Annotated in this window: 21 protein-coding genes and 1 pseudogene; 12 read left to right on the plus strand and 10 right to left on the minus strand. The window is 71.7% G+C overall.

The annotated features are described in order from the left end of the window. Entirely contained in the window at positions 1–1116 is a 1116-nt protein-coding gene (locus ACFV5H_RS19120; RefSeq protein ID WP_385196055.1) for an ABC transporter substrate-binding protein, read from the plus strand. 78 nt (positions 1117–1194) lie between these two features. Then, positions 1195–2034 (plus strand): endonuclease/exonuclease/phosphatase family protein, encoded by an 840-nt coding sequence (locus ACFV5H_RS19125; protein ID WP_385196192.1) that lies wholly within the window; start codon positions 1195–1197, stop codon positions 2032–2034. A 110-nt stretch (positions 2035–2144) separates the two neighbouring features. Here the strand turns inward: ACFV5H_RS19125 and ACFV5H_RS19130 are convergent. Continuing rightward, positions 2145–2423, minus strand: a pseudogene (locus ACFV5H_RS19130) (helix-turn-helix domain-containing protein); the annotation flags it as partial. Positions 2424–2679: 256 nt separating this feature from the next. Here ACFV5H_RS19130 and ACFV5H_RS19135 point away from each other — a divergent pair. Both ACFV5H_RS19135 and ACFV5H_RS19140 read left to right on the plus strand, forming a co-directional pair. Then, on the plus strand, positions 2680–3696 hold the full coding sequence (locus ACFV5H_RS19135) for a zinc-dependent alcohol dehydrogenase family protein (protein ID WP_385196058.1): 1017 nt from the start codon (positions 2680–2682) through the stop codon (positions 3694–3696). A 17-nt stretch (positions 3697–3713) separates the two neighbouring features. Continuing rightward, on the plus strand, positions 3714–4133 hold the full coding sequence (locus ACFV5H_RS19140; protein WP_385196061.1) for a cupin domain-containing protein: 420 nt from the start codon (positions 3714–3716) through the stop codon (positions 4131–4133). Positions 4134–4247: 114 nt separating this feature from the next. Here ACFV5H_RS19140 and ACFV5H_RS19145 read toward each other — a convergent pair whose 3' ends face one another. The 3 genes from ACFV5H_RS19145 to ACFV5H_RS19155 all read right to left on the minus strand — a co-directional run bounded on the left by ACFV5H_RS19145 (position 4248) and on the right by ACFV5H_RS19155 (position 6124). Next, positions 4248–4580: a putative quinol monooxygenase gene (locus ACFV5H_RS19145; RefSeq protein ID WP_385196064.1), complete on the minus strand. Its 333-nt coding sequence runs from the start codon at positions 4578–4580 to the stop codon at positions 4248–4250. 295 nt (positions 4581–4875) lie between these two features. Then, a complete protein-coding gene (locus tag ACFV5H_RS19150; protein ID WP_385196067.1) occupies positions 4876–5418 on the minus strand; it encodes a GNAT family N-acetyltransferase in 543 nt (180 codons plus the stop codon). Positions 5419–5527: 109 nt separating this feature from the next. Next, positions 5528–6124 (minus strand): ABATE domain-containing protein, encoded by a 597-nt coding sequence (locus ACFV5H_RS19155; RefSeq protein WP_385196070.1) that lies wholly within the window; start codon positions 6122–6124, stop codon positions 5528–5530. Positions 6125–6220: 96 nt separating this feature from the next. Here ACFV5H_RS19155 and ACFV5H_RS19160 point away from each other — a divergent pair, with 96 nt between their 5' ends. After that, positions 6221–7009 carry an MBL fold metallo-hydrolase gene (locus ACFV5H_RS19160; RefSeq protein WP_385196072.1) on the plus strand — a complete coding sequence of 263 codons (789 nt, stop codon included), beginning with the start codon at positions 6221–6223 and terminating at the stop codon, positions 7007–7009. Positions 7010–7113: 104 nt separating this feature from the next. Here the strand turns inward: ACFV5H_RS19160 and ACFV5H_RS19165 are convergent, their stop codons facing one another. Next, positions 7114–7398 carry a GlsB/YeaQ/YmgE family stress response membrane protein gene (locus ACFV5H_RS19165; protein ID WP_385196074.1) on the minus strand — a complete coding sequence of 95 codons (285 nt, stop codon included), beginning with the start codon at positions 7396–7398 and terminating at the stop codon, positions 7114–7116. 218 nt (positions 7399–7616) lie between these two features. Between ACFV5H_RS19165 and ACFV5H_RS19170 the strand changes: the two genes are divergently transcribed. Beyond that, a complete protein-coding gene (locus ACFV5H_RS19170; protein ID WP_385196077.1) occupies positions 7617–8486 on the plus strand; it encodes a hypothetical protein in 870 nt (289 codons plus the stop codon). A gap of 376 nt (positions 8487–8862) precedes the next feature. Here ACFV5H_RS19170 and ACFV5H_RS19175 read toward each other — a convergent pair whose 3' ends face one another. Further along, a complete protein-coding gene (locus tag ACFV5H_RS19175) occupies positions 8863–9240 on the minus strand; it encodes a TetR family transcriptional regulator C-terminal domain-containing protein (protein ID WP_385196079.1) in 378 nt (125 codons plus the stop codon). A gap of 18 nt (positions 9241–9258) precedes the next feature. On the opposite strand from ACFV5H_RS19175, the gene ACFV5H_RS19180 reads away from it, so the two are divergent. After that, complete coding sequence (locus ACFV5H_RS19180) at positions 9259–9630, plus strand: hypothetical protein (protein ID WP_385196082.1); 372 nt, start codon at positions 9259–9261, stop codon at positions 9628–9630. A 134-nt stretch (positions 9631–9764) separates the two neighbouring features. Here ACFV5H_RS19180 and ACFV5H_RS19185 read toward each other — a convergent pair whose 3' ends face one another. After that, on the minus strand, positions 9765–9995 hold the full coding sequence (locus ACFV5H_RS19185) for a hypothetical protein (protein ID WP_385196084.1): 231 nt from the start codon (positions 9993–9995) through the stop codon (positions 9765–9767). An 82-nt stretch (positions 9996–10077) separates the two neighbouring features. On the opposite strand from ACFV5H_RS19185, the gene ACFV5H_RS19190 reads away from it, so the two are divergent. Together ACFV5H_RS19190 and ACFV5H_RS19195 are read left to right on the plus strand one after the other, a co-directional pair. Beyond that, entirely contained in the window at positions 10078–11046 is a 969-nt protein-coding gene (locus ACFV5H_RS19190; RefSeq protein WP_385196194.1) for a DUF1152 domain-containing protein, read from the plus strand. A gap of 769 nt (positions 11047–11815) precedes the next feature. Beyond that, positions 11816–13237, plus strand: coding sequence for a DEAD/DEAH box helicase (locus tag ACFV5H_RS19195; RefSeq protein ID WP_385196087.1), 1422 nt, complete (start codon positions 11816–11818; stop codon positions 13235–13237). Between the two features lie 540 nt (positions 13238–13777). Here ACFV5H_RS19195 and ACFV5H_RS19200 read toward each other — a convergent pair. Both ACFV5H_RS19200 and ACFV5H_RS19205 read right to left on the minus strand, forming a co-directional pair. Beyond that, positions 13778–15301 (minus strand): aldehyde dehydrogenase family protein, encoded by a 1524-nt coding sequence (locus ACFV5H_RS19200; RefSeq protein ID WP_385196090.1) that lies wholly within the window; start codon positions 15299–15301, stop codon positions 13778–13780. A gap of 102 nt (positions 15302–15403) precedes the next feature. Beyond that, on the minus strand, positions 15404–16681 hold the full coding sequence (locus tag ACFV5H_RS19205) for a GAF domain-containing protein (protein WP_385196196.1): 1278 nt from the start codon (positions 16679–16681) through the stop codon (positions 15404–15406). Positions 16682–17113: 432 nt separating this feature from the next. Here ACFV5H_RS19205 and ACFV5H_RS19210 point away from each other — a divergent pair, with 432 nt between their 5' ends. After that, complete coding sequence (locus ACFV5H_RS19210) at positions 17114–18106, plus strand: hypothetical protein (protein ID WP_385196093.1); 993 nt, start codon at positions 17114–17116, stop codon at positions 18104–18106. Positions 18107–18112: 6 nt separating this feature from the next. Then, positions 18113–18385 (plus strand): hypothetical protein, encoded by a 273-nt coding sequence (locus ACFV5H_RS19215; protein WP_385196095.1) that lies wholly within the window; start codon positions 18113–18115, stop codon positions 18383–18385. Between the two features lie 3 nt (positions 18386–18388). Here ACFV5H_RS19215 and ACFV5H_RS19220 read toward each other — a convergent pair whose 3' ends face one another. Next, entirely contained in the window at positions 18389–18922 is a 534-nt protein-coding gene (locus tag ACFV5H_RS19220; RefSeq protein WP_385196098.1) for a hypothetical protein, read from the minus strand. A gap of 145 nt (positions 18923–19067) precedes the next feature. On the opposite strand from ACFV5H_RS19220, the gene ACFV5H_RS19225 reads away from it, so the two are divergent. Next, positions 19068–19691 (plus strand): LysE family translocator, encoded by a 624-nt coding sequence (locus tag ACFV5H_RS19225; RefSeq protein WP_385196100.1) that lies wholly within the window; start codon positions 19068–19070, stop codon positions 19689–19691. Positions 19692–19695: the final 4 nt, after the last annotated feature.

Here is a 19695-nt window from a genome sequence, read left to right on the forward strand (position 1 = left end):
ATGAGTGCGCCCTCGGCACCGCCGTCCGGAGCCGGACGGACCGACGGACCGCCCGTCCGGATCGGCGCTCTCGTTCCGCTGACCCGGCCCGGCTGGGCCGAGGCGGGCCGGCACTTGCTCGCCGGACTCGAACTGGCCGTGCGCGAGGCCAACGACGCCGGCGGGATCGCCGGAAGACCACTCGAGCTGGTGGTCCGGGACACCGCGGCCGATCCACGGAGAGCCGCGGCGGCCGTCGACGAACTGGCTCGCCTGGGCGTGGCCGCCTTGGCGGGGGAGTACCACAGCGTCGCCGCTCGTGCCGCCGCCGCCCGGGCCGACGCCCTCGGACTGCCGTTCCTGTGCTCGTCGGCGGTTCTCGACGCGCTCACCGAACAGCCGACGCGATGGGTCGCGCGCCTCGCCCCGGCGCAGTCCCACGGCTGGCGGATCTACGCGGACTTCCTCCTCGGCGCGGGGCACAGCCGTATCGCCGTGGCGACCGAGCCGAGCGTCTACTGGGCATCTGGGGCCCGCATCCTGCGGGACCACCTCGCGCCACGCGACGGGGCCCTCGTCGAGCTCGACATGAGCACGCTCGCCCCCACGGCCGTGTGCGACGCACTCGCCGACCACCGCGCGACAGCGCTCCTCCTCCTGGTCGGCCACCCGGAGCCGGCCGTGTCGATCGTCAGGTCCGTCCGCCGCGACCGGCGCCTCGCCGGGATCATGATCGGTGCTCCGGCCGGGCAACCGGAGTTCGCTCCCTGGGCGGCCATGCCGGGTGGCGACGGCGCCGCCATCCCGTTCCTGCGCTACCTGCCCCGGCGTCTCGGCCCGCTCGGCGCACGAGTCGGTACGGCCCTCCGCGAACGGCTGGGCGAAGCACCCTCCTTCGTCGCCTTCGAGGGCTACGACACGGTCGTCGCCCTCACCGATGTGCTGCGTCCCCACGGCGGGGACCGGGTGCGCACGGCCGAGCCCTGGTCGCGCGTCGCGGTCGAAGGCACCCGCGGGCACATCCGGTTCTCCCGCCCGCCGGGCATCAGCGTCTGGCAATGGGCCTGGCCGCCCGTCCAGGTCGCCGACCGGGACCCGGCGGAACCCGACCGCCTTCGGATCCTGCACACGGGCTGAGAGTTCAGTGGGCGGGGCGGTCCCATAAGCTCGTGCGGGGAAGCGTCGGATGCCAGGTGTGTGCGCCTTGAGGAGGCGATAGTGCTCGGAAGGAGCGCGCGGTTGCTCGCGGGTGCCGTGATCGTGGCCTGCATGGTGCTCCTCGGGCCCAGCGCACCGAGCGGAGCCCCCTTCGCCAGGCCACTGCCCGACGGTGCCGTCGGCGACGTCGTACCGAACCGGGTCATGACGTGGAACCTCTGCAACCCCTGCGAGACGAGCAACGTCGACCGGGCGGCGGAGATCGCCACGTACGCGCCCCAGGTCATCGGAGTGCAGGAAGCGTGCGTACGTGACGTCGAGAGGATCCGGGACTACCTGAGGCGCCTTTACGGGCTGGTGTACCACGTCGAGTACGGGACGGTCCTGCGGAACTGGGGCCGCTGCGGGGGAGTGCCGTGGAGTCCGGGAGCCTTCGGCCAGGCGATCCTCTCGGCGGCACCGATGACGGACCGCGTCCATGTGGAATACCCCGACGGGGGATCCGAGGACCGCGGGTACATGGCGGTCACCACCACGGTGGGCGGCCGGTCCGTACGGGTCTTCAACACGCACCTCGCCGAACGACGTCAGGAAGAGGTGAGGGCGGACCAGGCCGGCGTACTCGCCGAGGTCGTCGCCCGGCACGACCGCGCGATCGTTCTCGGAGACTTCAACGCCGTGCCGGACGCTCCCGAACTCTCCCGGATCTGGGCACTGGCCGAGGACGCGGATCCCCGGTGTCTTCCCTCGTACGCCGGCGCCTGCGAGACGACCACCGACTGGCACAGCAAGTTCGACTACGTCTTCCTGCGAGGCATCACCCCGCTCGAACACCGTGTGGAACCCACTCCGTACTCGGACCACCACATGCTGCACACCGACGTGGACGTGACCTAGTACGTTCCCGCCGCCTCCCCTTCGGCGGCGGCCAGGGAGGCGAGCAGGCGCAGTCCCTCTTCCGAGGGGGAGCCGGGCTCCGCGGCGTAGACGGTCATGTGGAGTCCGGGTTCGGCGGCCTGGGCGAGGTGCGGGAGGTGGGCGCGTTCGGCGTCGTCCGGCCGGAGCGCGCGGGCGACGGCCTCGAGGACGGCCGGTGAGACACCGGCCAGGCTGCCCCGCTCCAGTTTCGCGCAGTACTCGACGCTCACGTCGGCCGGCGCGGCGACCTCGCTCCTGGGCAGCCCCGGCACACGCCGCCGGGAACCGGCGGGCAGGCCGGCCCGCTCCGGGGTGATCTTCGCTCGCCGCGAGGTGAGGAACTCGCGGACCTCCTCACGGTTGTCCATGTCTTCGACCGTACGGCCTGTCCGCCGCAGGAGGGGTGTACCGGCAGTGCACCTTTCGCCGGTGACTCGCCGGCCGCCGGGATCAGCGGTTACCTGGAGCAGAGGCACTCCTCCAGGGGTGCCCGGCCCGGCGGCGTACGAAGAACAACGGCATTCTCACGTGCCTCCGCCTCGTACCTGCCCACGGCCACGGCGGTCCGAGGGCCGCCCCGGACCCCGCCCCCTCACCGACTCACCGAACGGAAGGACCTTCCTGATGCGCGGAGCAGTGATCCACGCCCCCGGCGACGTGCGCTTCGAGACCCTCGACGACCCCAGGATCCTCAAGCCGACCGACGCGATCATCCGCACGGCCGTCACCTGCGTGTGCGGCTCCGACCTGTGGCCCTGGCGCGGCCTGGACACCACCGGCGAGGCCCACCCGATGGGCCACGAGTACGTCGGCTTCGTGGAGGAGGTCGGAGCCGAGGTCACCGCGGTCAGGCCCGGCCAGTTCGTCGTCGGCTCCTTCGCGACTTCCGACAACACCTGCGCGAACTGCCGCAACGGCTTCCAGTCCAACTGCCTGAACCGTGAGTTCATGAGCACCTGCCAGGCCGAGTACGTCCGCATACCCAACGCCCAGGGCACCCTGGTCGCCACCGACGAGGTCCCGGACGAGCGGTTCTGGCCCGGCCTGCTGGCCGACTCCGACGTGATGGGTACGGGCTGGTGGGCCGCCGACGCCGCCGAGGTGAAGCCCGGCTCGACCGCCGTGGTGGTCGGCGACGGCGCGGTCGGCCTGTGCGCGGTGATCGCGGCGAAGGAGCTGGGCGCGGAGCGGATCATCGCGATGAGCCGCCACGAGCCCCGGCAGAAGCTCGCCCTCGAGTTCGGCGCCACCGACATCGTCACCGAGCGCGGTGACGAGGGGGTCGCCCGGATCAAGGACCTCACCGACGGGGTCGGAGCCGACTCCGTCCTCGAGTGCGTCGGCACCGCCCAGGCCATGCGGCAGGCGCTGCACGCGGCCCGGCCCGGCGGCACCGTCGGCTTCGTCGGCGTCCCCCACGAGGTCGCCGTCGACGGCCAGGAACTGTTCTACTCCCACGTCGGCCTGCGCGGCGGCCCCGCCCCCGTGCGCCGCTACCTGCCCGACCTGATCGACCGCGTCCTGTCCGGCCGGATCGACCCGGGCAAGGTCTTCGACCTCACCCTGCCCCTGGAGCAGGTCGCCGAGGGTTACAAGGCGATGGACGAACGCCGGGCCATCAAGACCCTCCTCAAGCCCTGACCGGAGAAAGAACGACCATGCACATCACCCGAAGCTCGATCACCACCGTCAAGGGACCCGCCGACTGGTTCACCGGTGACGTCTACACCGACGCCGTCGCTGCCGCGCCCGCGCCCGCGCCCGCGCCGTCCCGGGTCACCGCGAACCTGGTGCACTTCATGCCCGGCGCCCGCACCCACTGGCACCGCCACCCTCTGGGACAGACCGTCTTCGTCACCGAAGGCGTCGGCCTGTGCCGGCGTCGCGGCGGGCCGGTCGAGGTCGTCCGCCCCGGTGACCGCGTCCTGTTCGAGGCCGACGAGGAGCACTGGCACGGTGCCGCCCCGAACCGGCTGATGGTCCACCTGGCCATCAACGAGGCGGACGCCGACCACGACGTCGTCCACTGGCTGACCCCCGTCACCGACGAGGAGTACGCCTCCCCGGCCGTCGACTGACACCTGCCCCGGACCGGCAAGGCCGAGGGACACTGTCGGGGTGGCCGATGCTCTGCCGCGTAGGCGTGTCGGTGCGCAATGGCCGTGTGCGGTCCCGCCGGTCCGAGAGGGCGGTCAGTTCTCGTCCGGGACGGCCATCTCCCCGAGGAGGGACCAGTCGTCCTGCGGAATCGTCATGTTGACGATGCGCGGGGTCTCCACGAGGTGGGGCGGCAGCGTCGTGCGCGCGGTGGTGAAGTGCTCGGACCGTACGTGCGCGGCTCCGGCCTCGTCGTCCCGGAAGGCCTCGATCAGTACGTACTCGGTCGGGTCGTCGACGCTGCGGGACCAGTCGAACCACAGACATCCCGGCTCGTCGCGGGTCGCCTCGGTGAACTCACGGGTGATCTCGGGCCATGCGTCGGCGTGCTCGGGCAGGACGCGGAACCTGGCGGTGATGAAGATCATGACTCTCCTGGGAGGTGTCGTGGTGACCGGTCGGGGGACGAGGATCGCCCGTACGGCGTCCAGGTCGTCCGGGACGTCCTGGGACCGGTCGAGGGGATACGTACCGGTGCGCAGTCGTACCTTCCCCCCGGGCGGCGAGCACTATCACCTCGCACAGGTCGTTGTAGCTGAAGAGGCTCTGCCCGTGGTGGACATCGTCACAGGACTCCTGGGCCCACTGCCCTCGAGGCCACAGCAGCCTGGTTGCGGATCGGCGCACGGGCTCGTCCGGAGACAGCCGGAGTCGGGCGGCAGCCTAGCCCTTCGAGTCCTGCCTCCAGTCCCGGGCGAGGAGTCCGAGCAGCACCTCGTCCAGGAACTCGCCCATCACCCAGGCCGAGGAGCGCAGCACGCCCTCGCGGACGAAGCCGTTGCGCTCGGCGGAGCGCAGCATCGCGGTGTTGTCCGACAGCGTCTCGATCTGCAGCCGTTGCAGGCCGCGGACGACGAAACCGTAGTGGCACAGCACCGCGACCACGTCGGTGCCGTAGCCCTTGCCGCGGGAGGACGGCAGCAGTCCCACCCCGATGTGCGCGAGCCGGTTGTGATTGTCGATGCCCCACAGCGTCGCGGTGCCGACCAGCGTGCCGCCGGCCAGCTCCACCACGGAGAACGGGACGGACCCCTCCTTCGTGTAGTCCACCACGAGCCGCGGATCCTTGGAGCCGGGCGTGACCGGCCGCCACGGCGTGCCCTCGGCCCGCGAGGCGTTGACCACGTCGTCGTAGAGCTCGGCCCGCAGGACCGGTATGTCGTCCTCGTGCCGGGCCCTGAGCCCGACCTTGTCACCCTTCAGCATGCAGGCTTCCTATCCGACCGGGTCGGCCTGCGGCAATCGAATTAGGAGGCGACGGCCGGGGAGTGCTCGGTCTCGCGTCCGCGGTGACGGCGGGCGGGGGTGTCGCCGGTCACTCCGGGGTTCGCCGGGCGCGGGCGGCGCGGGCGCGGTCGCCGCAGCGGGTGGAACACCAGTGGCGCCGCCCGTGGGTGCGGACGAGGAAGCGGTCGCAGGGTGTGGAGCCGCAGGCTGCGAGCAGGTCGGCGTCCCGGCCGGTGAGCAGGTCGGCGGCGTCGGCGGCGAGGGTCGCCAGCGCGTGGCTGACGGCCTGGTCGGTGGGGTGCGCCTGGACGCGGCGTGGTCCCTGTGCTCGGTCCCAGGCGAGCAGGGGAGCGGTGGGCACGGCGGTGAGTGCCTCGTTGACGGCCCGCAGGGACTGCTCGGGAGGGGCGGTGCCGTCGACACGGGCGGCGAACAGGGCCCGTACGTGACCGCGCAGCGTGCGCATCCGCTGTGCGCACACCTCGTACAGCTTGACGTCCGGGGCGGTCAGGTCGTGGGCGGCGAGCCAGCGCATGGCGGATTCGGGGGCGGCGAGCAGGTCGTAACGCTGGTCGGCGGGGAGGGCCGCGGTGGTGTCGGCGAAGTCGAGCGAGCGGTACCGGTCGGCACCCGGAGCCGGGGGCAGCGCGGTGGGTGCGATGTCGGCGGCCACGTTCTCTTCCACGCACTCATGGTAACGCTTGCGTTTTTCCGTGACGCCTCCCTATCGTGAGTCACGGAAAAATGGACTTGTATCCGTGACCCTCCAGGAGTGATCCGCATGCCCCGGTACGACGCCGAGCAGATCCAGGTCCGCACGCTGGGCGGTCCCACCGCCCTCTTCGAGTACGGGGGCCTGCGGTTTCTGACCGACCCGACCTTCGACGGCCCCGGCGATCACCCCTCGCAGGGGCCGACCCTGACCAAGACCGCTCCCGCCGACGCCACCCCCGCCGAACTCGGCCCCGTCGACGTGGTCCTGCTCTCGCACGACGAGCACGCCGACAACCTCGACACGTCCGGACGCGCCGTGCTCGCCGACGTCCCGCTCACCCTCACCACTCCCGGCGGTGGACAGCGGCTGGGAGGCACGGCCAGAGGTCTGGCCGACTGGGAGTCGGTCGACCTGGACCGGCCCGACGGAGGCACGGTCACCGTCACCGGCGTTCCCGCCATCCACGGTCCGGGCCCTCGCGAAGAGATCGAGCCGATCACCGGCCAGGTCGTCGGTTTCGTGCTCACCGGGGACGGCCTGCCCACGGTCTACGTCAGCGGCGACAACGCCTCGCTCGACGCGGTCAAGGAAGTCGCGGAGCGTTTCGCCCCGTTGGACATCGCCATTCTCTTCGCCGGAGCCCCCCGCTTCCCCATGCTTTTCGACGGCGGACTGCTCGTCCTCGACAGCGCCCGGGCGGCCGAAGCCACCCGGATCCTCGACGCCCGCCGCGTCGTCCCCGTCCACCACGACGGCTGGGCCCACTTCACCGAGGGCCGCGGCGAACTGGAGGCCGCTTTCACCGCCGCCGGCCTGGCCGACCGCCTGGACAGGAATTGGGTTCAGCGCGTCTGAGCCCGCCGGATCATGCCACGGCGTATGTGGGTGTGCCCCCCCGTCTTCGGACGGGGGGGCACCCACATACGCCGTATCGGTTCGCCCTGCGCGGGCCGCGTCGGTTATGCGTGGGCGTGCCCACGGCGATGGCCGCGGCCGGTGAACAGCCGGTACAGCGCCAGCAGGATGACGGATCCGACGATGGCCGCGATCCAGGTGGACAGCTCGAAGAAACCGTCGATCGAGTCGACCCCGAAGATCACCTTGCCGAGGAACCCTCCGAGGAGCCCTCCGGCGATGCCGATGAGCATGGTGATGATGATTCCGCCCGGGTCCTTGCCAGGCATGAGCGCCTTGGCGATGGCGCCGGCGAGCAGGCCGATGACTATCCACGCGATGATGCCCATCACAGACTCTCCTTGCAGTCGGTTCGTCGTACGTGTGTCCCGGGATCGCCTCTCCTAACGGACTCGTGTGCGATTGGCGCGACTCGTTCGAACCAATCCCCGCGTCTCCAACCCCCGCCGAAAAATGGCGTTTTCACGCTTTTCTGAGGGGCACACGGGTCGCCGGTCCGCCGTCGTTCGGTGGACGAGCGGCAGTCGTCGAGGAGATGGGGATTCATATGCGTCGCAGGGGGACGAAGGTCGCCGTGATCACGGTCGCCGCGGTCATGGGGAGTGTTCTGACGGGGTGCGGGGACGACAGCGGGCCGACGGGCGCGAAGGACGGCGCGTCGTCGAGCGCCGGCAGAGGCGACGGGGGCCAGGACCGGAGCACGACAGCGGTGCGAACGGCCTACGAGAAGACGGCCGAAGCCGAGTCGGCTCGGATGACGATCAGGACGAAGCTCGCCGCGGAGGGCGAGACGATCACGTCGGACGGTGAGGGCGTCCTCGATCTGGCCGAGGGCGACAGCGTCATGACCGTCACCGCGCAGGGCGAGAGCCTCGAGCAACGCGTGGTCGACGAGGTCCTGTACCAGAAGGCCCGGGGCCGGAGCGCTCCGGGCGGCAAGCCCTGGATCAGCATCGACCTGCAGAAGGTCGCCGACCGGCAGGGCGTGGACGACCAGGGGATCGGCGACCCGGCCCGGACCGCGGCCTATGCCGGAGCGATCACCGACAAGGACGTCACGGAGGTCGGCACCGAGAAGGTCGACGGCGTCGACACCACCCACTACCGGGTCTCGGTGGACGTGACGGAGCTGCCGGGCGGCGATCGGATGCGCGAGCAGCTCGGCCCGACGCTGCCGATGCAGGTCTGGCTCGACGACGAGGGGCGGCTCCGTCGCCAGCAGGTGGACATGACCGTCAAGGCCCCGGCTTCCGCCTCCGCGAAGCCGGACAGCGGCGCGGCGCCGCAACAGCTCAAGATGAGCACCGTGATGGAGTTCTCGGACTTCGGCACCGAGGTCGATCCCGAGGCCCCGCCGGCCGGGCAGGTGGCCGACATGACGGACAAGGCGCTCCAGGAAAGCCGGCAGCAGGGCTGAGCCGCGGAAGCCCGGCCGGGGCGACGGCCGGGCGGGACCGCACCTCCTGACCCGCCGATGTCCTCGTGCGGGCACATGGAAGTCGGGGCGACCGGTGGGCCGTTGCTCCGCCTTCCCGCCCGGAGCCGTCACCGACGTCCCGGCCGCGCCGGAGGCCGGCCCCTGCCACAGCGCGTTCTTCATCGTGCCGCCGCGTACGCCGACTCCCGCTTTCCGCGCCGACGTACGGTCGTCGAAGACGTCCCGAGGGCGAGGCGGCGGTTCGTTCTCCTCCCCGCGAACGTCCTGGCGGACGGGAGTGAACGCCCGCGGGGGCGTCGCCGCCGTGCGGGTGCGGGAGGAGCAGGCCGTCAGCCGGTGTGGTGGGTGGTCGGGGTCAGGCGAAGGCGGGGTTGCCGGTCACCGTGCGGGCGTGGGCCAGGAGCCGTGTCTCGATCTCGGCCGCTGTGGCGGTGCCGATCAGCAGGTCCATGGCGTAACCGTCCTCCAGGGCGACGAAGGACCTGCCCAGCGCGCGGGGGGCGGCGGTGAGCGTGAAGTGTCCGTCGTCCTCGCCGTGCGCGAGGACCTGTCGGTACAGGTCCGTCTGCTGGTCGACGAAGACCTGGTGTGCCCGGCCGACCGCCTCGTTGCGCAGGGCGACGGGGAAGAGTTCGAACAGCAGCCGGGTGCTCTGCTCGCCCGCTCCCGACCACGGCACTCCGCTGCGGATGCACGCCCGCAGCTGTTCCACCGGCCCCTCGGCCGCCTGCACGCCAGGCTGCTCACCCCGGTGCCGAACGTCCTCATCGTGGCCGCGGTCGCGCTGTTGGCGATGAACCTGTCCCTGGCCGACGCCACCTCGTTCATCAACTTCGGCACGTTCCTCGGCTTCACCCTGGTCAACGTCTGCGTCATCGCCCACGCCGTACGGCAACGGCGCTCCGGGAACCGCCCCTCACCGCTCGGCTTCACGATCCTCCCCCTGGCCGGCGCGGCCGTCGACGTCTACCTGATCACCCAACTCGGCTCCACCGCGACCGAACTGGGACTCGTCTGGCTCGCCGTCGGCGTCGTCCACCTCGCCGTCATCACCAAGGGCTTCCGCCGCCCCACACCCGAACTCCGGCTCGACTCCGAGGACTCCGCCATGACCTCGCACTGACAGGACGTCCCCCGTGCGGCATCCGTGGCCGCGCGGGGCGTACGGAGTCCCTTCGAGCGTCCGCCACCTGCCCGGCCGGAGAGCGGTCCGGGCAGGTGGCCTCACCGGCTCGGCCCGTCTGCCCCGGGGTTTCCTCATCCGTGCACGCGCCGGTCGATTCTTTCCCTCACCTGGTGCCACAGTTGCGTGTGATGGCCGGGATCCATTCCCTCGGCGGCGAACACGGCGTCGGCGAAGCTGTCCGCGTCGGTGGGCGGTGCCTCCTGCAGACGCTGCTGCTCGTGGGGCGGGAGGCAGAAGCCGAGGTCGACACAGAGTTCGTGGAGGAGTTCCCGTATCCCGGCCTTCGGATCGCGTGGCGTCATGGAACGGCATGGTCGCACGCCCGGTCCGCGTACATCACGGGATTCGAGGCAACGCCCCGTGCCCGAGGGGCGCCAGGTGACAATGACCGTCGTGACGTCCCTCCACACCAACCCGCTCTTCGCCCGGCTCGCCGATTCCGAACGGATCCTCGTCGCGGGAGCGGGCGGCGGTTTCGACATCTACTCCGGCCTGCCGGTGGCCCTCTCCCTCCTGCACCAAGGGAAGGAGGTGTACCTCGCGAACCTCTCCTTCAGCGCACTCGCCGGTCTGCCTCCCGACGACTGGGCCGCTGACGACCTCGCCGTCGTCACTCCCGACTCCGCCCCGCACCAGAGCTACTTCCCGGAGCGGACCCTCGCCCGGTGGCTGCGCCTGCACGGCTACCCGCCCACCGTGTACGCCTTCCCGCAGACCGGCGTACGCCCGTTGCGCGCCGCTTACCAGGCACTGATCGAGCTGCACGGCATCGACGCCGTGGTACTGGTCGACGGTGGCACCGACATCCTGTTGCGCGGTGACGAGGCCGGTCTCGGCACACCGGAGGAGGACCTGGCCAGCGTGGCGGCGCTCGCCGCGCTGGACGGCATACCGAACCGGGTCGTGGTGTCCGTCGGGTTCGGCGTGGACGCCTACCACGGCGTGAACCACGTACAGGTCCTGGAGAACATCGCCGCCCTGGAGCGCGACGGCGCGTACCTCGGCGCGTTCTCGGTACCACGCGCCACCCGCGAAGGCGCCCTGTACCTGGACGCGGTGGCGCACGCCCAGGACCACACCCCCGAGCACCCCAGCATCGTGAACGGTTCGATCGCGGCAGCCGTGCGCGGCTCGTTCGGCGACGTCCGCTTCACCGACCGCACGCGGGGCAGCGAGTTGTTCGTGAACCCGCTGATGTCCCTGTACTTCGCCTTCGACCTGCCGGGCCTGGCTGCCCGGTGCCTCTACCTGGACCGCATCGAGGACACCTACCTGATGCGTCAGGTCCACTCCCGGATCGCCGAGTTCCGTGAATCCACGGTGACCCGCCCACCCCGCACCTTCCCCCACTAGCGACCGGACCGGCCGCGCGAGGCTGCCGACGGGACGGTGTCGCGGCCGTCATGCACGGCATGTCGCTTCAGGGAACCGACGCCTACCGGGACGACGGCACACTGCCTGCGCCGGGGACGAACCCGAGGGCCGAACCGGGGATCCGGTACGTGACCGGTCCGGAAGCACCGGTCACAAGGGGCACGGCGATGGGGGGAACCGAGAGTCAGTGCGCAGGTCGGGCCCGTTCGGGAGCGGGCCGAGAGAAAGGCGCCTGACGGGTGAAAGCCCAAGCCGGGCGCCTTCTTCCATGCGTCTGGAAGAAACCCGGCTTCTTCGGCGGGTACGACACCGGCAGGTTCTTCGCCTGTTCGCGGTGCACGGCCCATTCCGCCGCTGACCTGCAGAAATGAGTAAAATCACCGGAAGGGTGGCGAAGTCGGCCAGCTTCTGCCCCGGATCCTGGCGGGCGGGGCCGCGCCGGGTCCCGATGCGGGGGTGGCCCCGTGCCACCGCATGGCGCAGGCCGTTCGAAGCGTCTTCTGGCGTCCACAGGGTCCGGGGCGGGGCTGGTTCCGCGGGTGGAGGCGTTGTGGTCCGGGCGCCGGGACGATCCGCGCGGAACAGGTCCGGCCGCTGTTCCTCGGCTGAGCGGCGCGGCCGGGGGAGGCCCGCGGAGTGCTCCGTGCTAGCGTTGGCTGTTTGCAGCGTCGCTGTGTCGGTGTCCCTGGCTGGTGACCACGTCCCTGCCGGGCCTTCCTCGGTACGGTCCCTCGGAGGAAGGCTTTCTGTGAGCGAATCAGCACGTACCGATGCCCGGTGGCAGGACTCTGCGTCCGAGGCGTCAGAGGCCGCTTCGACGCTGCCCACGGTGGCGTCCTTCGCGCGGCTGGGGCTGCCGGCCGAGGTTCTGCGGGTGCTCGACGAGCACGGTGTGACGGTGCCCTTCCCCATCCAGGCCGCTGCGCTGCCGAACGCGCTCGCGGGACGGGACGTCCTGGGCCGGGGCCGTACCGGATCCGGCAAGACGCTCGCCTTCGGCCTGGGGATGCTCGCCCGGACGGCCGGGCGGCGCGCGCAGCCGAAAGAGCCGCTGGCGCTCGTTCTGGTGCCCACCAGGGAACTGGCGCAGCAGGTCGGTGAGGCGCTCACCCCGTACGCCGAGGCGCTGCGACTGCGGCTCGTGACCGTGGTGGGCGGAGTGTCCGTCGGACGGCAGACCGCCGCGCTGCGGGACGGCGCCGAGATCGTCGTCGCCACGCCCGGCCGGCTGCACGACCTCGTCGAGCGCAGGGGCTGCCGGCTGGGGCGTGTGCGCATCGTGGTCCTGGACGAGGCCGACCAGATGTGTGACATGGGGTTCCTGCCGCAGGTCACCGAGATCCTGGACCAGGTGCGTTCCGACGGGCAGCGGATGCTGTTCTCCGCCACCCTCGACCGTGACGTCGACCAGCTGGTGCAGCGCTACCTGCGCGACCCCGCCGTCCACTCCGTGGACCCCTCGTCCGGCGTGGTCTCCGAGACCGAGCACCACGTCCTCGTCGTGCACGGCCCGGACCGGTACGCCGTGACCACGGAGATCGCCGCCCGGGACGGCCGCGTCCTGCTGTTCCTGGACACCAGGCACGGTGTCGACCAGCTCACGCGGCATCTGCGGGCCAGTGGCGTGGCCGCCGCCGCCCTGCACAGCGGGAAGGCCCAGCCGCAGCGCACCCGGACCCTGGACCGGTTCAGGAACGGGCAGGTCACCGCGCTGGTGGCGACGAACGTCGCCGCACGGGGCCTGCACGTCGACGACCTCGACCTCGTGGTCAACGTCGACCCGGCCACCGACCCGAAGGACTATCTGCACCGCGCGGGCCGCACGGCGCGGGCCGGCCGCTCCGGCACCGTCGTGACGCTCGTCCTGCCGGGACAGCGCCGCGAGACGGGCCAGGTCATGGCGGACGCCGGCGTCGCTGCCAAGGTCACCAAGGTGCGGTCCGGCGAGGCGGAGCTGAGTCGGATCACCGGCGCCAGGGCCCCCTCCGGAGAGCCTCTCGACGGCGGGCCGGCCGTAGCGCGCCCCAAGAGCCACAACGTCCCGTTCCGCGGCCTGGGCAGCGCCAAGGACGCGAAGAGCGGCTCCGGCGGCAGGTCGTCCCGCAAGAGCAGCGAGGCCCGCAAGCTCGCGGAGGCCCGCAAGGCGGCCCGGGTACGGCGCGGCGGCTGAACCCGGCTTCCCGGACTGCCGGGCGGTGTCCTCGTCCACGCTGCCGGACGGACACGCGGGACCGGAGATCCGCCGGGGCGCACCGGACGGCGCGGGGTCATCGGGCGTGCGCGGTCCCAAGCCGGATACCACCGTCTCGACAAGCCGGACGATCTCAGGGTCTTGCCCTCGCCGAGCACGGTCCCCACTTCGAATCCGTGAAGTGGCGCAAGGCGTCGGGTCGAAGGCGGAGCGTGGCTGTCGCGCCGGGCCGGACGGAGCGTCCAGGTCCTCTTCCGCTACCACGCCAAGTCGCCGGCTGAAGCGCGGAACCACACCGACACTCTGACCGAAGACTCCATGCGGCGAGGGGAGGAGGTGACGACGAGGAGAGCGCCTCAGCGGGACCTCGGCCCGGAAACGTCCCGGAACCACTGGTCAGAGCTGGGGCACGGGCGGGAGACATCGGGAGTGAGGGTGTGTCTCCACTCGCTGCTCAGATGCGCTCCGAGAAGGGCGCCTGCCGGGCATCATCCCTGGTCAGGCGCCCTTTTTCTACGCCTAGAAGAAGCCCAGCCGCTTCGGCGAGTACGACACCAGCAGATTCTTCGTCTGCTGGTAGTGGTCCAGCATCATCTTGTGCGTCTCCCGGCCGATCCCGGACTGCTTGTAGCCGCCGAACGCCGCGTGCGCGGGGTAGGCGTGGTAGCAGTTCGTCCAGACGCGGCCCGCCTGGATCGCGCGCCCGGCGCGGTAGGCCGTGTTGATGTCGCGGGTCCACACGCCCGCGCCGAGGCCGTACGACGTGTCGTTGGCGATCCTGATCGCGTCGTCGAAGTCGTCGAACGAGGCCACCGAGACGACGGGGCCGAAGATCTCCTCCTGGAAGACGCGCATCCGGTTGTCGCCCTCGAAGATGGTCGGCTGCACGTAGTAGCCGCCCTTCAAGTCACCGTCGTACTCGGCGCGTTCGCCGCCCGTGAGAACCTTGGCGCCCTCCTGCCGGCCGATGTCGATGTAGGACAGGATCTTGGTCAGCTGCTCGCTGGAGGCCTGCGCGCCGATCATCGTGTCGGTGTCGAGCGGGTGTCCGGGCCTGATCAGCTCGGTGCGGGCGACGGCCGCGGCCAGGAAGTCGGGGTAGTTGCCGCGCTGGATCAGCCCCCGGGAGGGGCACGTGCACACCTCGCCCTGGTTCAGCGCGAACATCGTGAACCCTTCGAGGGCCTTGTCGCGCAGTTCGTCGTCCTTCTCCCACACGTCGTCGAAGAAGATGTTCGGCGACTTGCCGCCCAGCTCCAGCGTGACCGGCTTCAGGTTCTCGGCCGCGTACTGCATGATCAGCCGCCCCGTGGACGTCTCGCCGGTGAAGGCCACCTTCGCCACCCGCGGACTCGACGCGAGCGGCTTTCCGGCCTCCGGGCCGAAGCCGTTGACGATGTTCAGCACGCCAGGCGGCAGCAGGTCGGAGACGAGGCTCAGCCAGTAGTGGATGGAGACCGGTGTCTGCTCGGCGGGCTTGAGGACGACCGCGTTGCCCGCGGCGAGGGCGGGCGCGAGCTTCCACGTCGCCATCAGGATGGGGAAGTTCCACGGGATGATCTGGGCGACGACGCCCAGCGGCTCGTGGAAGTGGTAGGCGACCGTGTCGTCGTCGACCTCGCTGAGTGAACCCTCCTGAGCGCGCACAGCACCGGCGAAGTAGCGGAAGTGGTCGATGGCCAGCGGGATGTCGGCCGCCAGGGTCTCCCGTACGGGCTTGCCGTTCTCCCAGCTCTCCGCCACCGCGAGCGCTTCCAGGTCGGCCTCCATGCGGTCGGCGATCTTCAGCAGGACGTCGGACCGCTCGGACGCCGGCCTGCGCCCCCAGCCGGGCGCGGCCGCGTGCGCCGCGTCGAGCGCCGCCTCGACGTCCTCCGCCGTGCCACGCGCCACCTCGGTGAACGGCAGACCGTTCACCGGGCTCGGGTTCTCGAAGTACCGCCCCGCGACCGGAGGTACGTACTCGCCGCCGATGAAGTGGTCGTAGCGGGACTGGTAGGAGACGATCGCGCCCTCGCTCCCGGGCGCCGCGTAACGGGTCATGCGGAACTGGCCTCCTTCGGCAGCGCTGCCCGCCGTTGGGCAGCTCCGCGCCGGAGCGTAGGGACACGGACGTTGCAACCACGTTGCGGGCGGGCGGCGTTGCTACCGGTCCTCGAAGCGGGCCCAGCCGTCCGGGGCCCTCAGCTCCGATTCGAGTGCGGCCAGACGGACCCGGTTCACGGCCGTCGGCCGGGCCGTGGCCAGCGCCCGCCACACCTCCACATCCTCCTCGCCCCAGGGCGCGTGGACCCAGTCGGCCAGCAGGTCGGGATCCGAGCGGGCGATCAGCGCCGCGCGCAGACCGTCGGCGAGGCGGCGCCTGAGCCGTACGACCGCCGGGGCCCGCGAGGCCGGCAGCAACGGGCCCGGGTAGGCGGCCAGGGCGGTGGTGACCGCGCCGGCCGCCAGCCGGCGTTCGACGACGGCGACGTCCGCCTCCATGGGCGCCGTGAGCCGGTAGGGCCGCGACGCGAGCAGTCCCGGCCCGAGGACCTGGCGCAGCCGGGCGAGCTCCGCGCGTAGTGTCACCGGCGTCACCGACTCGTCCTCGTACAGGGCGCACAGCAGTTCGTCACCGGTCAGGCCGTCGGGATGCCCGGCCAGCAGGACGAGGATCTCACTGTGCCGGCGGCTGAGCCGGATCCTGCGGCCCTCCGTCGTCAGCACCGCCCGGTCGCGGCCCAGTGCCGCCAGTTCGGGCCCGCTGGCGGCCCGGCGTCCGGGGGCGAGCAGCGCCAGCCGGTACTCCGCCGCGCGTGCCACGGCCTGTACGAACCCCAGGCTGTGCGGATGCGCGAGACCGTCCCCGCCGGTGATGTCCACGGCACCGAGCAGCCGCCCCGTGCGGGGGTCGTGGACCGGGGCCGCCGCGCACGTCCACGGCTGTACGCGCCGCACGAAGTGCTCGGCCGCGAACACCTGGACCGGACGGCCCACGGCGACCGCCGTGCCCGGCGCGTTCGTCCCGACCGCGCTCTCCGACCACCGCGCGCCCGGCACGAAGTTCATCCGCCGTGCCTGCCGCAGTGTCGACGTGTGCCCCTCGACCCACAGCAGCCTGCCGCGCGCGTCGCACACCGCCAGCAGGTGTCGGCCGTCGGAGGCGAACGTGCCCAGCAACTCCCGGAACAGCGGCATCACATGCGCCAGCGGGTGCTCGGCCCGGCAGGCCCCGAGGTCGCTGCCCGTCAGTTCGATGTCGGCGGTGCCGTCCGGGTGCACCCCGGCGCGTGCCGAGCGCCGCCACGACTCGGCGACCACGCCGCGCACCGGGCCCGGCACCGTACCGGCCTCGGTGAAGGCATCGTGCGCCCGGTGCAGCACACGTACGCGCTCGGCAGGGTCGGCTCCTGGCTCCAGGGCCACCCAGGGATCGGTCACCATGGCCTCCCGCGGGGCGATGCGCTGGGGGACATCGTCGCCCGGCGCGCGCGGGGCGACAACCATGTCGACGAGGGCGGTCCCTGCCGTCGCCGCCGGCACGGCCGGCCGGTGTGCGAGTGGCGGTGCCCCGCACCGCGAGGAACACTGGCTGAACGGGCCGTCGCCGTTCGGCGGTCCGGGAACCGCCGGGTGAGACGTGGTCTCACGGCCGTACGTCACCAGGGAGACGCGCATGTCCTCGAAGAGGCGCCGCAAGAAGAAGTCGCGCCGCAACCACGCGGCGAACCACGGGAAGCGCCCGCAGTCCTGAAGGAGAAGCACCGCCGACGCGCCGCCGACCGACCGAGGGGACCGCTACGACGTCCGTCAAAGGGCGTCGTGGCGTCAGGTGGGCCGCGGTCGATCAGGACGGACCGGGGAGGTGCGGTGATGGACGACAACGCCGGGAACGACGAGGCACCCGTCGAGGAGGGGGACCCGTACGACGGCGAACCCGACGCCGAGGACCTCGAGGAATACACCGAGCCGGAGCCGTACGACGACGATCCGGGCTCCTACGAGGCGGAGGACGTGGCCGCCGCCCAGGGTGTCTCCGTGGCAGCCGATGCGAACCCCGATGTCTTCCTGGACGTTCCGGTGCTGAAGGTCGACGAGATCGACCTGGACGTCGAGAACCTGCGGGCGCACGTCTCCCTGCAGGCCGAGGTGCTGGATCTGCTGAAGCTGAGTGTGGGCGCCGACGTCACCCTCGGCCGCGTGCACCTGGGTATTTCGGGGGTAGAGGCACAGGCCCAGCTCAGGGTGCGTCTCGACAATGTCGCCATGATCGTCAATCGGGTGCTCACGACACTCGACCGCCATCCGGAGATCCTGCGCGATCTGACGCGAGGGGTCGGATCCGCCGTACAGGACGTCGGTGGTGGAGCCCGTCAAGCCGTGGGTGAGGTGGGTACGGGTGCCGGACGGGCCGTTCAGGACGTCGGCCGAGGCGCCGGGGCTGCTGTCCAGGACGTCGGCCAGGGCGCCGGGACCGCCGTCCGGGACGTGGGCCGCGGTGTCGGCTCGGTGGCGCAGGACGTCGGCCGAGGCGCCGGCACGGCCGTTCAGGACGTGGGCCGTGGCGCCGGACGCGCGGTGGAGGACGTCGGTGGAGCGGGCCGGACCGCTGTCGGCAAGGCCGGTGAGGAGGCCGGCGGCATCACCGGGGGTGTCGTGGGTGAAGCCGCGGACACGACGGAAGGCACCGTACGCCGAACCGGGCCGGGCGCCCGGAGCGCGCGCAAGCCGGGGGACGGGCAACGGGACCGGACCGTCCGGAGCGAGAGCGGCACCCGTAAGCGCCGGACACGCGCCGAGGACGGAGAACTGCCACCGAGGCCCGGCCGCCGCCGTGCCACCGAAGAACGGGAAGAGCCGCCCTGAACTGCGGTGGAGAGCGCGGAGTGGGACATCTCGTTCCGGTCGACGGTCCACGCCGCGCGCCTCCGCTTCGCGGAGGAACCCCGGACAGCCGTCCGCTTCCCGGGTACCGGGGAGCGGGAGTCGACGAGCCACAGTGACCGTGACCACCTTCCCGAGAAGGTCGCGCCGAGCCACGACTACCGTGACGTCACCGTCGGCTACCGCCTGGAAACACGGCTCGCGGGAGAGCCGGAGCACAGACGCAGCGGCGCCGACGAAGCCGGCCGCCGGCAGTCGTGACCGCTACTTGATCAGGGCGTTCGCCCCGATGATCACCAGGCCGATCAGCATGTCGGCGATCCCGGCCCGGAGCGAGGCCGCCCACCCACGGCCCGCGCCGCGTGCCGTCCACGCGCCCCAACCGGCGAGCAGCAGGGTGTTGAGCACCAGGGCGGTGTTCACCGCCTGGGTCTCCGTCCACCAGGAGGGCATCGCGGTCAGCAGCAGCACGACGGTGGGGACGGCCGCCACGACGACCGGCCACTCGGAGAGCATGGCGCGCAGCCCGACCCGGACACCGCTGCCGTCCGCCGACAACCGATGCGCGACGACATGGGCATAGCCGTGGGCGGCGGCGGAGGCGAGGGCGGTGAGCAGGACCCACAGCGCATCGGAGCCGGGCTCCTCCGCCTCACCGGGAGAGTCGAGCGCGGCGGCCAGCGCGCTGGCCAGGATCAGCCCGTAGACGCCGCTGAACAGCGTCGTTTCCGACGTTCGCCGAGTCGCCGCCGGGTACGGGGTGCCCGGCCGGCGGAAGCGATGGGAGCGGTGATGCATCGCCACCACCTTCACCGGGGACACCGGACACGGCAACACGGCACGATGCGGACGGGTGGTGCCGTGCTGCGGGCCCCAGTCCCCAGTCCCCAGGATCATCAGGTGCGCTGCGTCGACGACGTTTCCCGGGTGCGACACTGAGCCCATGTTCGTTCAGCTCCTCACGGCCATGGGTGTGCTCGCCGTCCTGACCGTGGTTCCCGGTCCGGACATGGCGGTGGTGACGAAGCGGGCCATCGCGTCCGGCCGGCAGGACGGCCTGCGCACCGTCGGCGGCATCACGGTGGGGCTGCTCGTCTGGGGTGCGCTCACGGTGGCCGGTCTGGCGGCCGTCCTGGCGGCGTCCGCCACGGCCTACACGGTCGTCAAGCTCGCCGGGGCCGTCTACCTCGGCTTCCTGGGGGTCCAGGCCCTGCTGCGGAGCCGACGCGGCCGTTCGGTGACGACGCCGGCGGCCGGCCTCGCGGTCCCGCCCGGCGACCCGTGGCGCACGGGGCTGGTCAGCAACATCCTCAACCCGAAGATCGCGGTCTTCTACGCCGGCCTCCTGCCCACGCTCGCGCCGTCCGGCGTCTCGCCGCACCTGGGGATGACCCTGCTGGTCCTCATCCACACGGCCCTGACACTCGTCTGGCTCGGCGGCTACGTGCTGGTGCTGGCCAAGGCCCGCGCCTTCTTCGAGAAGCCCGCCGTACGACGCGCCACGGACCGCGTCACAGGGGTCGTCCTGATCGGGTTCGGGGTCAAGGTCGCCACCTCCCACCCCTGAGCGG

It is taken from the genome of Streptomyces sp. NPDC059787 (assembly GCF_042732315.1).
GTDB lineage: Bacteria > Actinomycetota > Actinomycetes > Streptomycetales > Streptomycetaceae > Streptomyces > Streptomyces atrovirens.

Bases quoted from the DNA above. Each gene is read 5' to 3' on its own strand.
- ACFV5H_RS19185 (WP_385196084.1), bottom strand. From the start codon at position 9,995: ATGACGCCACGCGATCCGAAGGCCGGGATACGGGAACTCCTCCACGAA.
- ACFV5H_RS19170 (WP_385196077.1), top strand. From the start codon at position 7,617: ATGCGTCGCAGGGGGACGAAGGTCGCCGTGATCACGGTCGCCGCGGTC.
- ACFV5H_RS19135 (WP_385196058.1), top strand. From the start codon at position 2,680: ATGCGCGGAGCAGTGATCCACGCCCCCGGCGACGTGCGCTTCGAGACC.
- ACFV5H_RS19190 (WP_385196194.1), top strand. From the start codon at position 10,078: ATGACCGTCGTGACGTCCCTCCACACCAACCCGCTCTTCGCCCGGCTC.
- ACFV5H_RS19165 (WP_385196074.1), bottom strand. From the start codon at position 7,398: ATGGGCATCATCGCGTGGATAGTCATCGGCCTGCTCGCCGGCGCCATC.
- ACFV5H_RS19145 (WP_385196064.1), bottom strand. From the start codon at position 4,580: ATGATCTTCATCACCGCCAGGTTCCGCGTCCTGCCCGAGCACGCCGAC.
- ACFV5H_RS19150 (WP_385196067.1), bottom strand. From the start codon at position 5,418: ATGCTGAAGGGTGACAAGGTCGGGCTCAGGGCCCGGCACGAGGACGAC.
- ACFV5H_RS19120 (WP_385196055.1), top strand. From the start codon at position 1: ATGAGTGCGCCCTCGGCACCGCCGTCCGGAGCCGGACGGACCGACGGA.
- ACFV5H_RS19225 (WP_385196100.1), top strand. From the start codon at position 19,068: ATGTTCGTTCAGCTCCTCACGGCCATGGGTGTGCTCGCCGTCCTGACC.
- ACFV5H_RS19200 (WP_385196090.1), bottom strand. From the start codon at position 15,301: ATGACCCGTTACGCGGCGCCCGGGAGCGAGGGCGCGATCGTCTCCTAC.
- ACFV5H_RS19140 (WP_385196061.1), top strand. From the start codon at position 3,714: ATGCACATCACCCGAAGCTCGATCACCACCGTCAAGGGACCCGCCGAC.
- ACFV5H_RS19220 (WP_385196098.1), bottom strand. From the start codon at position 18,922: ATGCATCACCGCTCCCATCGCTTCCGCCGGCCGGGCACCCCGTACCCG.
- ACFV5H_RS19160 (WP_385196072.1), top strand. From the start codon at position 6,221: ATGCCCCGGTACGACGCCGAGCAGATCCAGGTCCGCACGCTGGGCGGT.
- ACFV5H_RS19210 (WP_385196093.1), top strand. From the start codon at position 17,114: ATGGACGACAACGCCGGGAACGACGAGGCACCCGTCGAGGAGGGGGAC.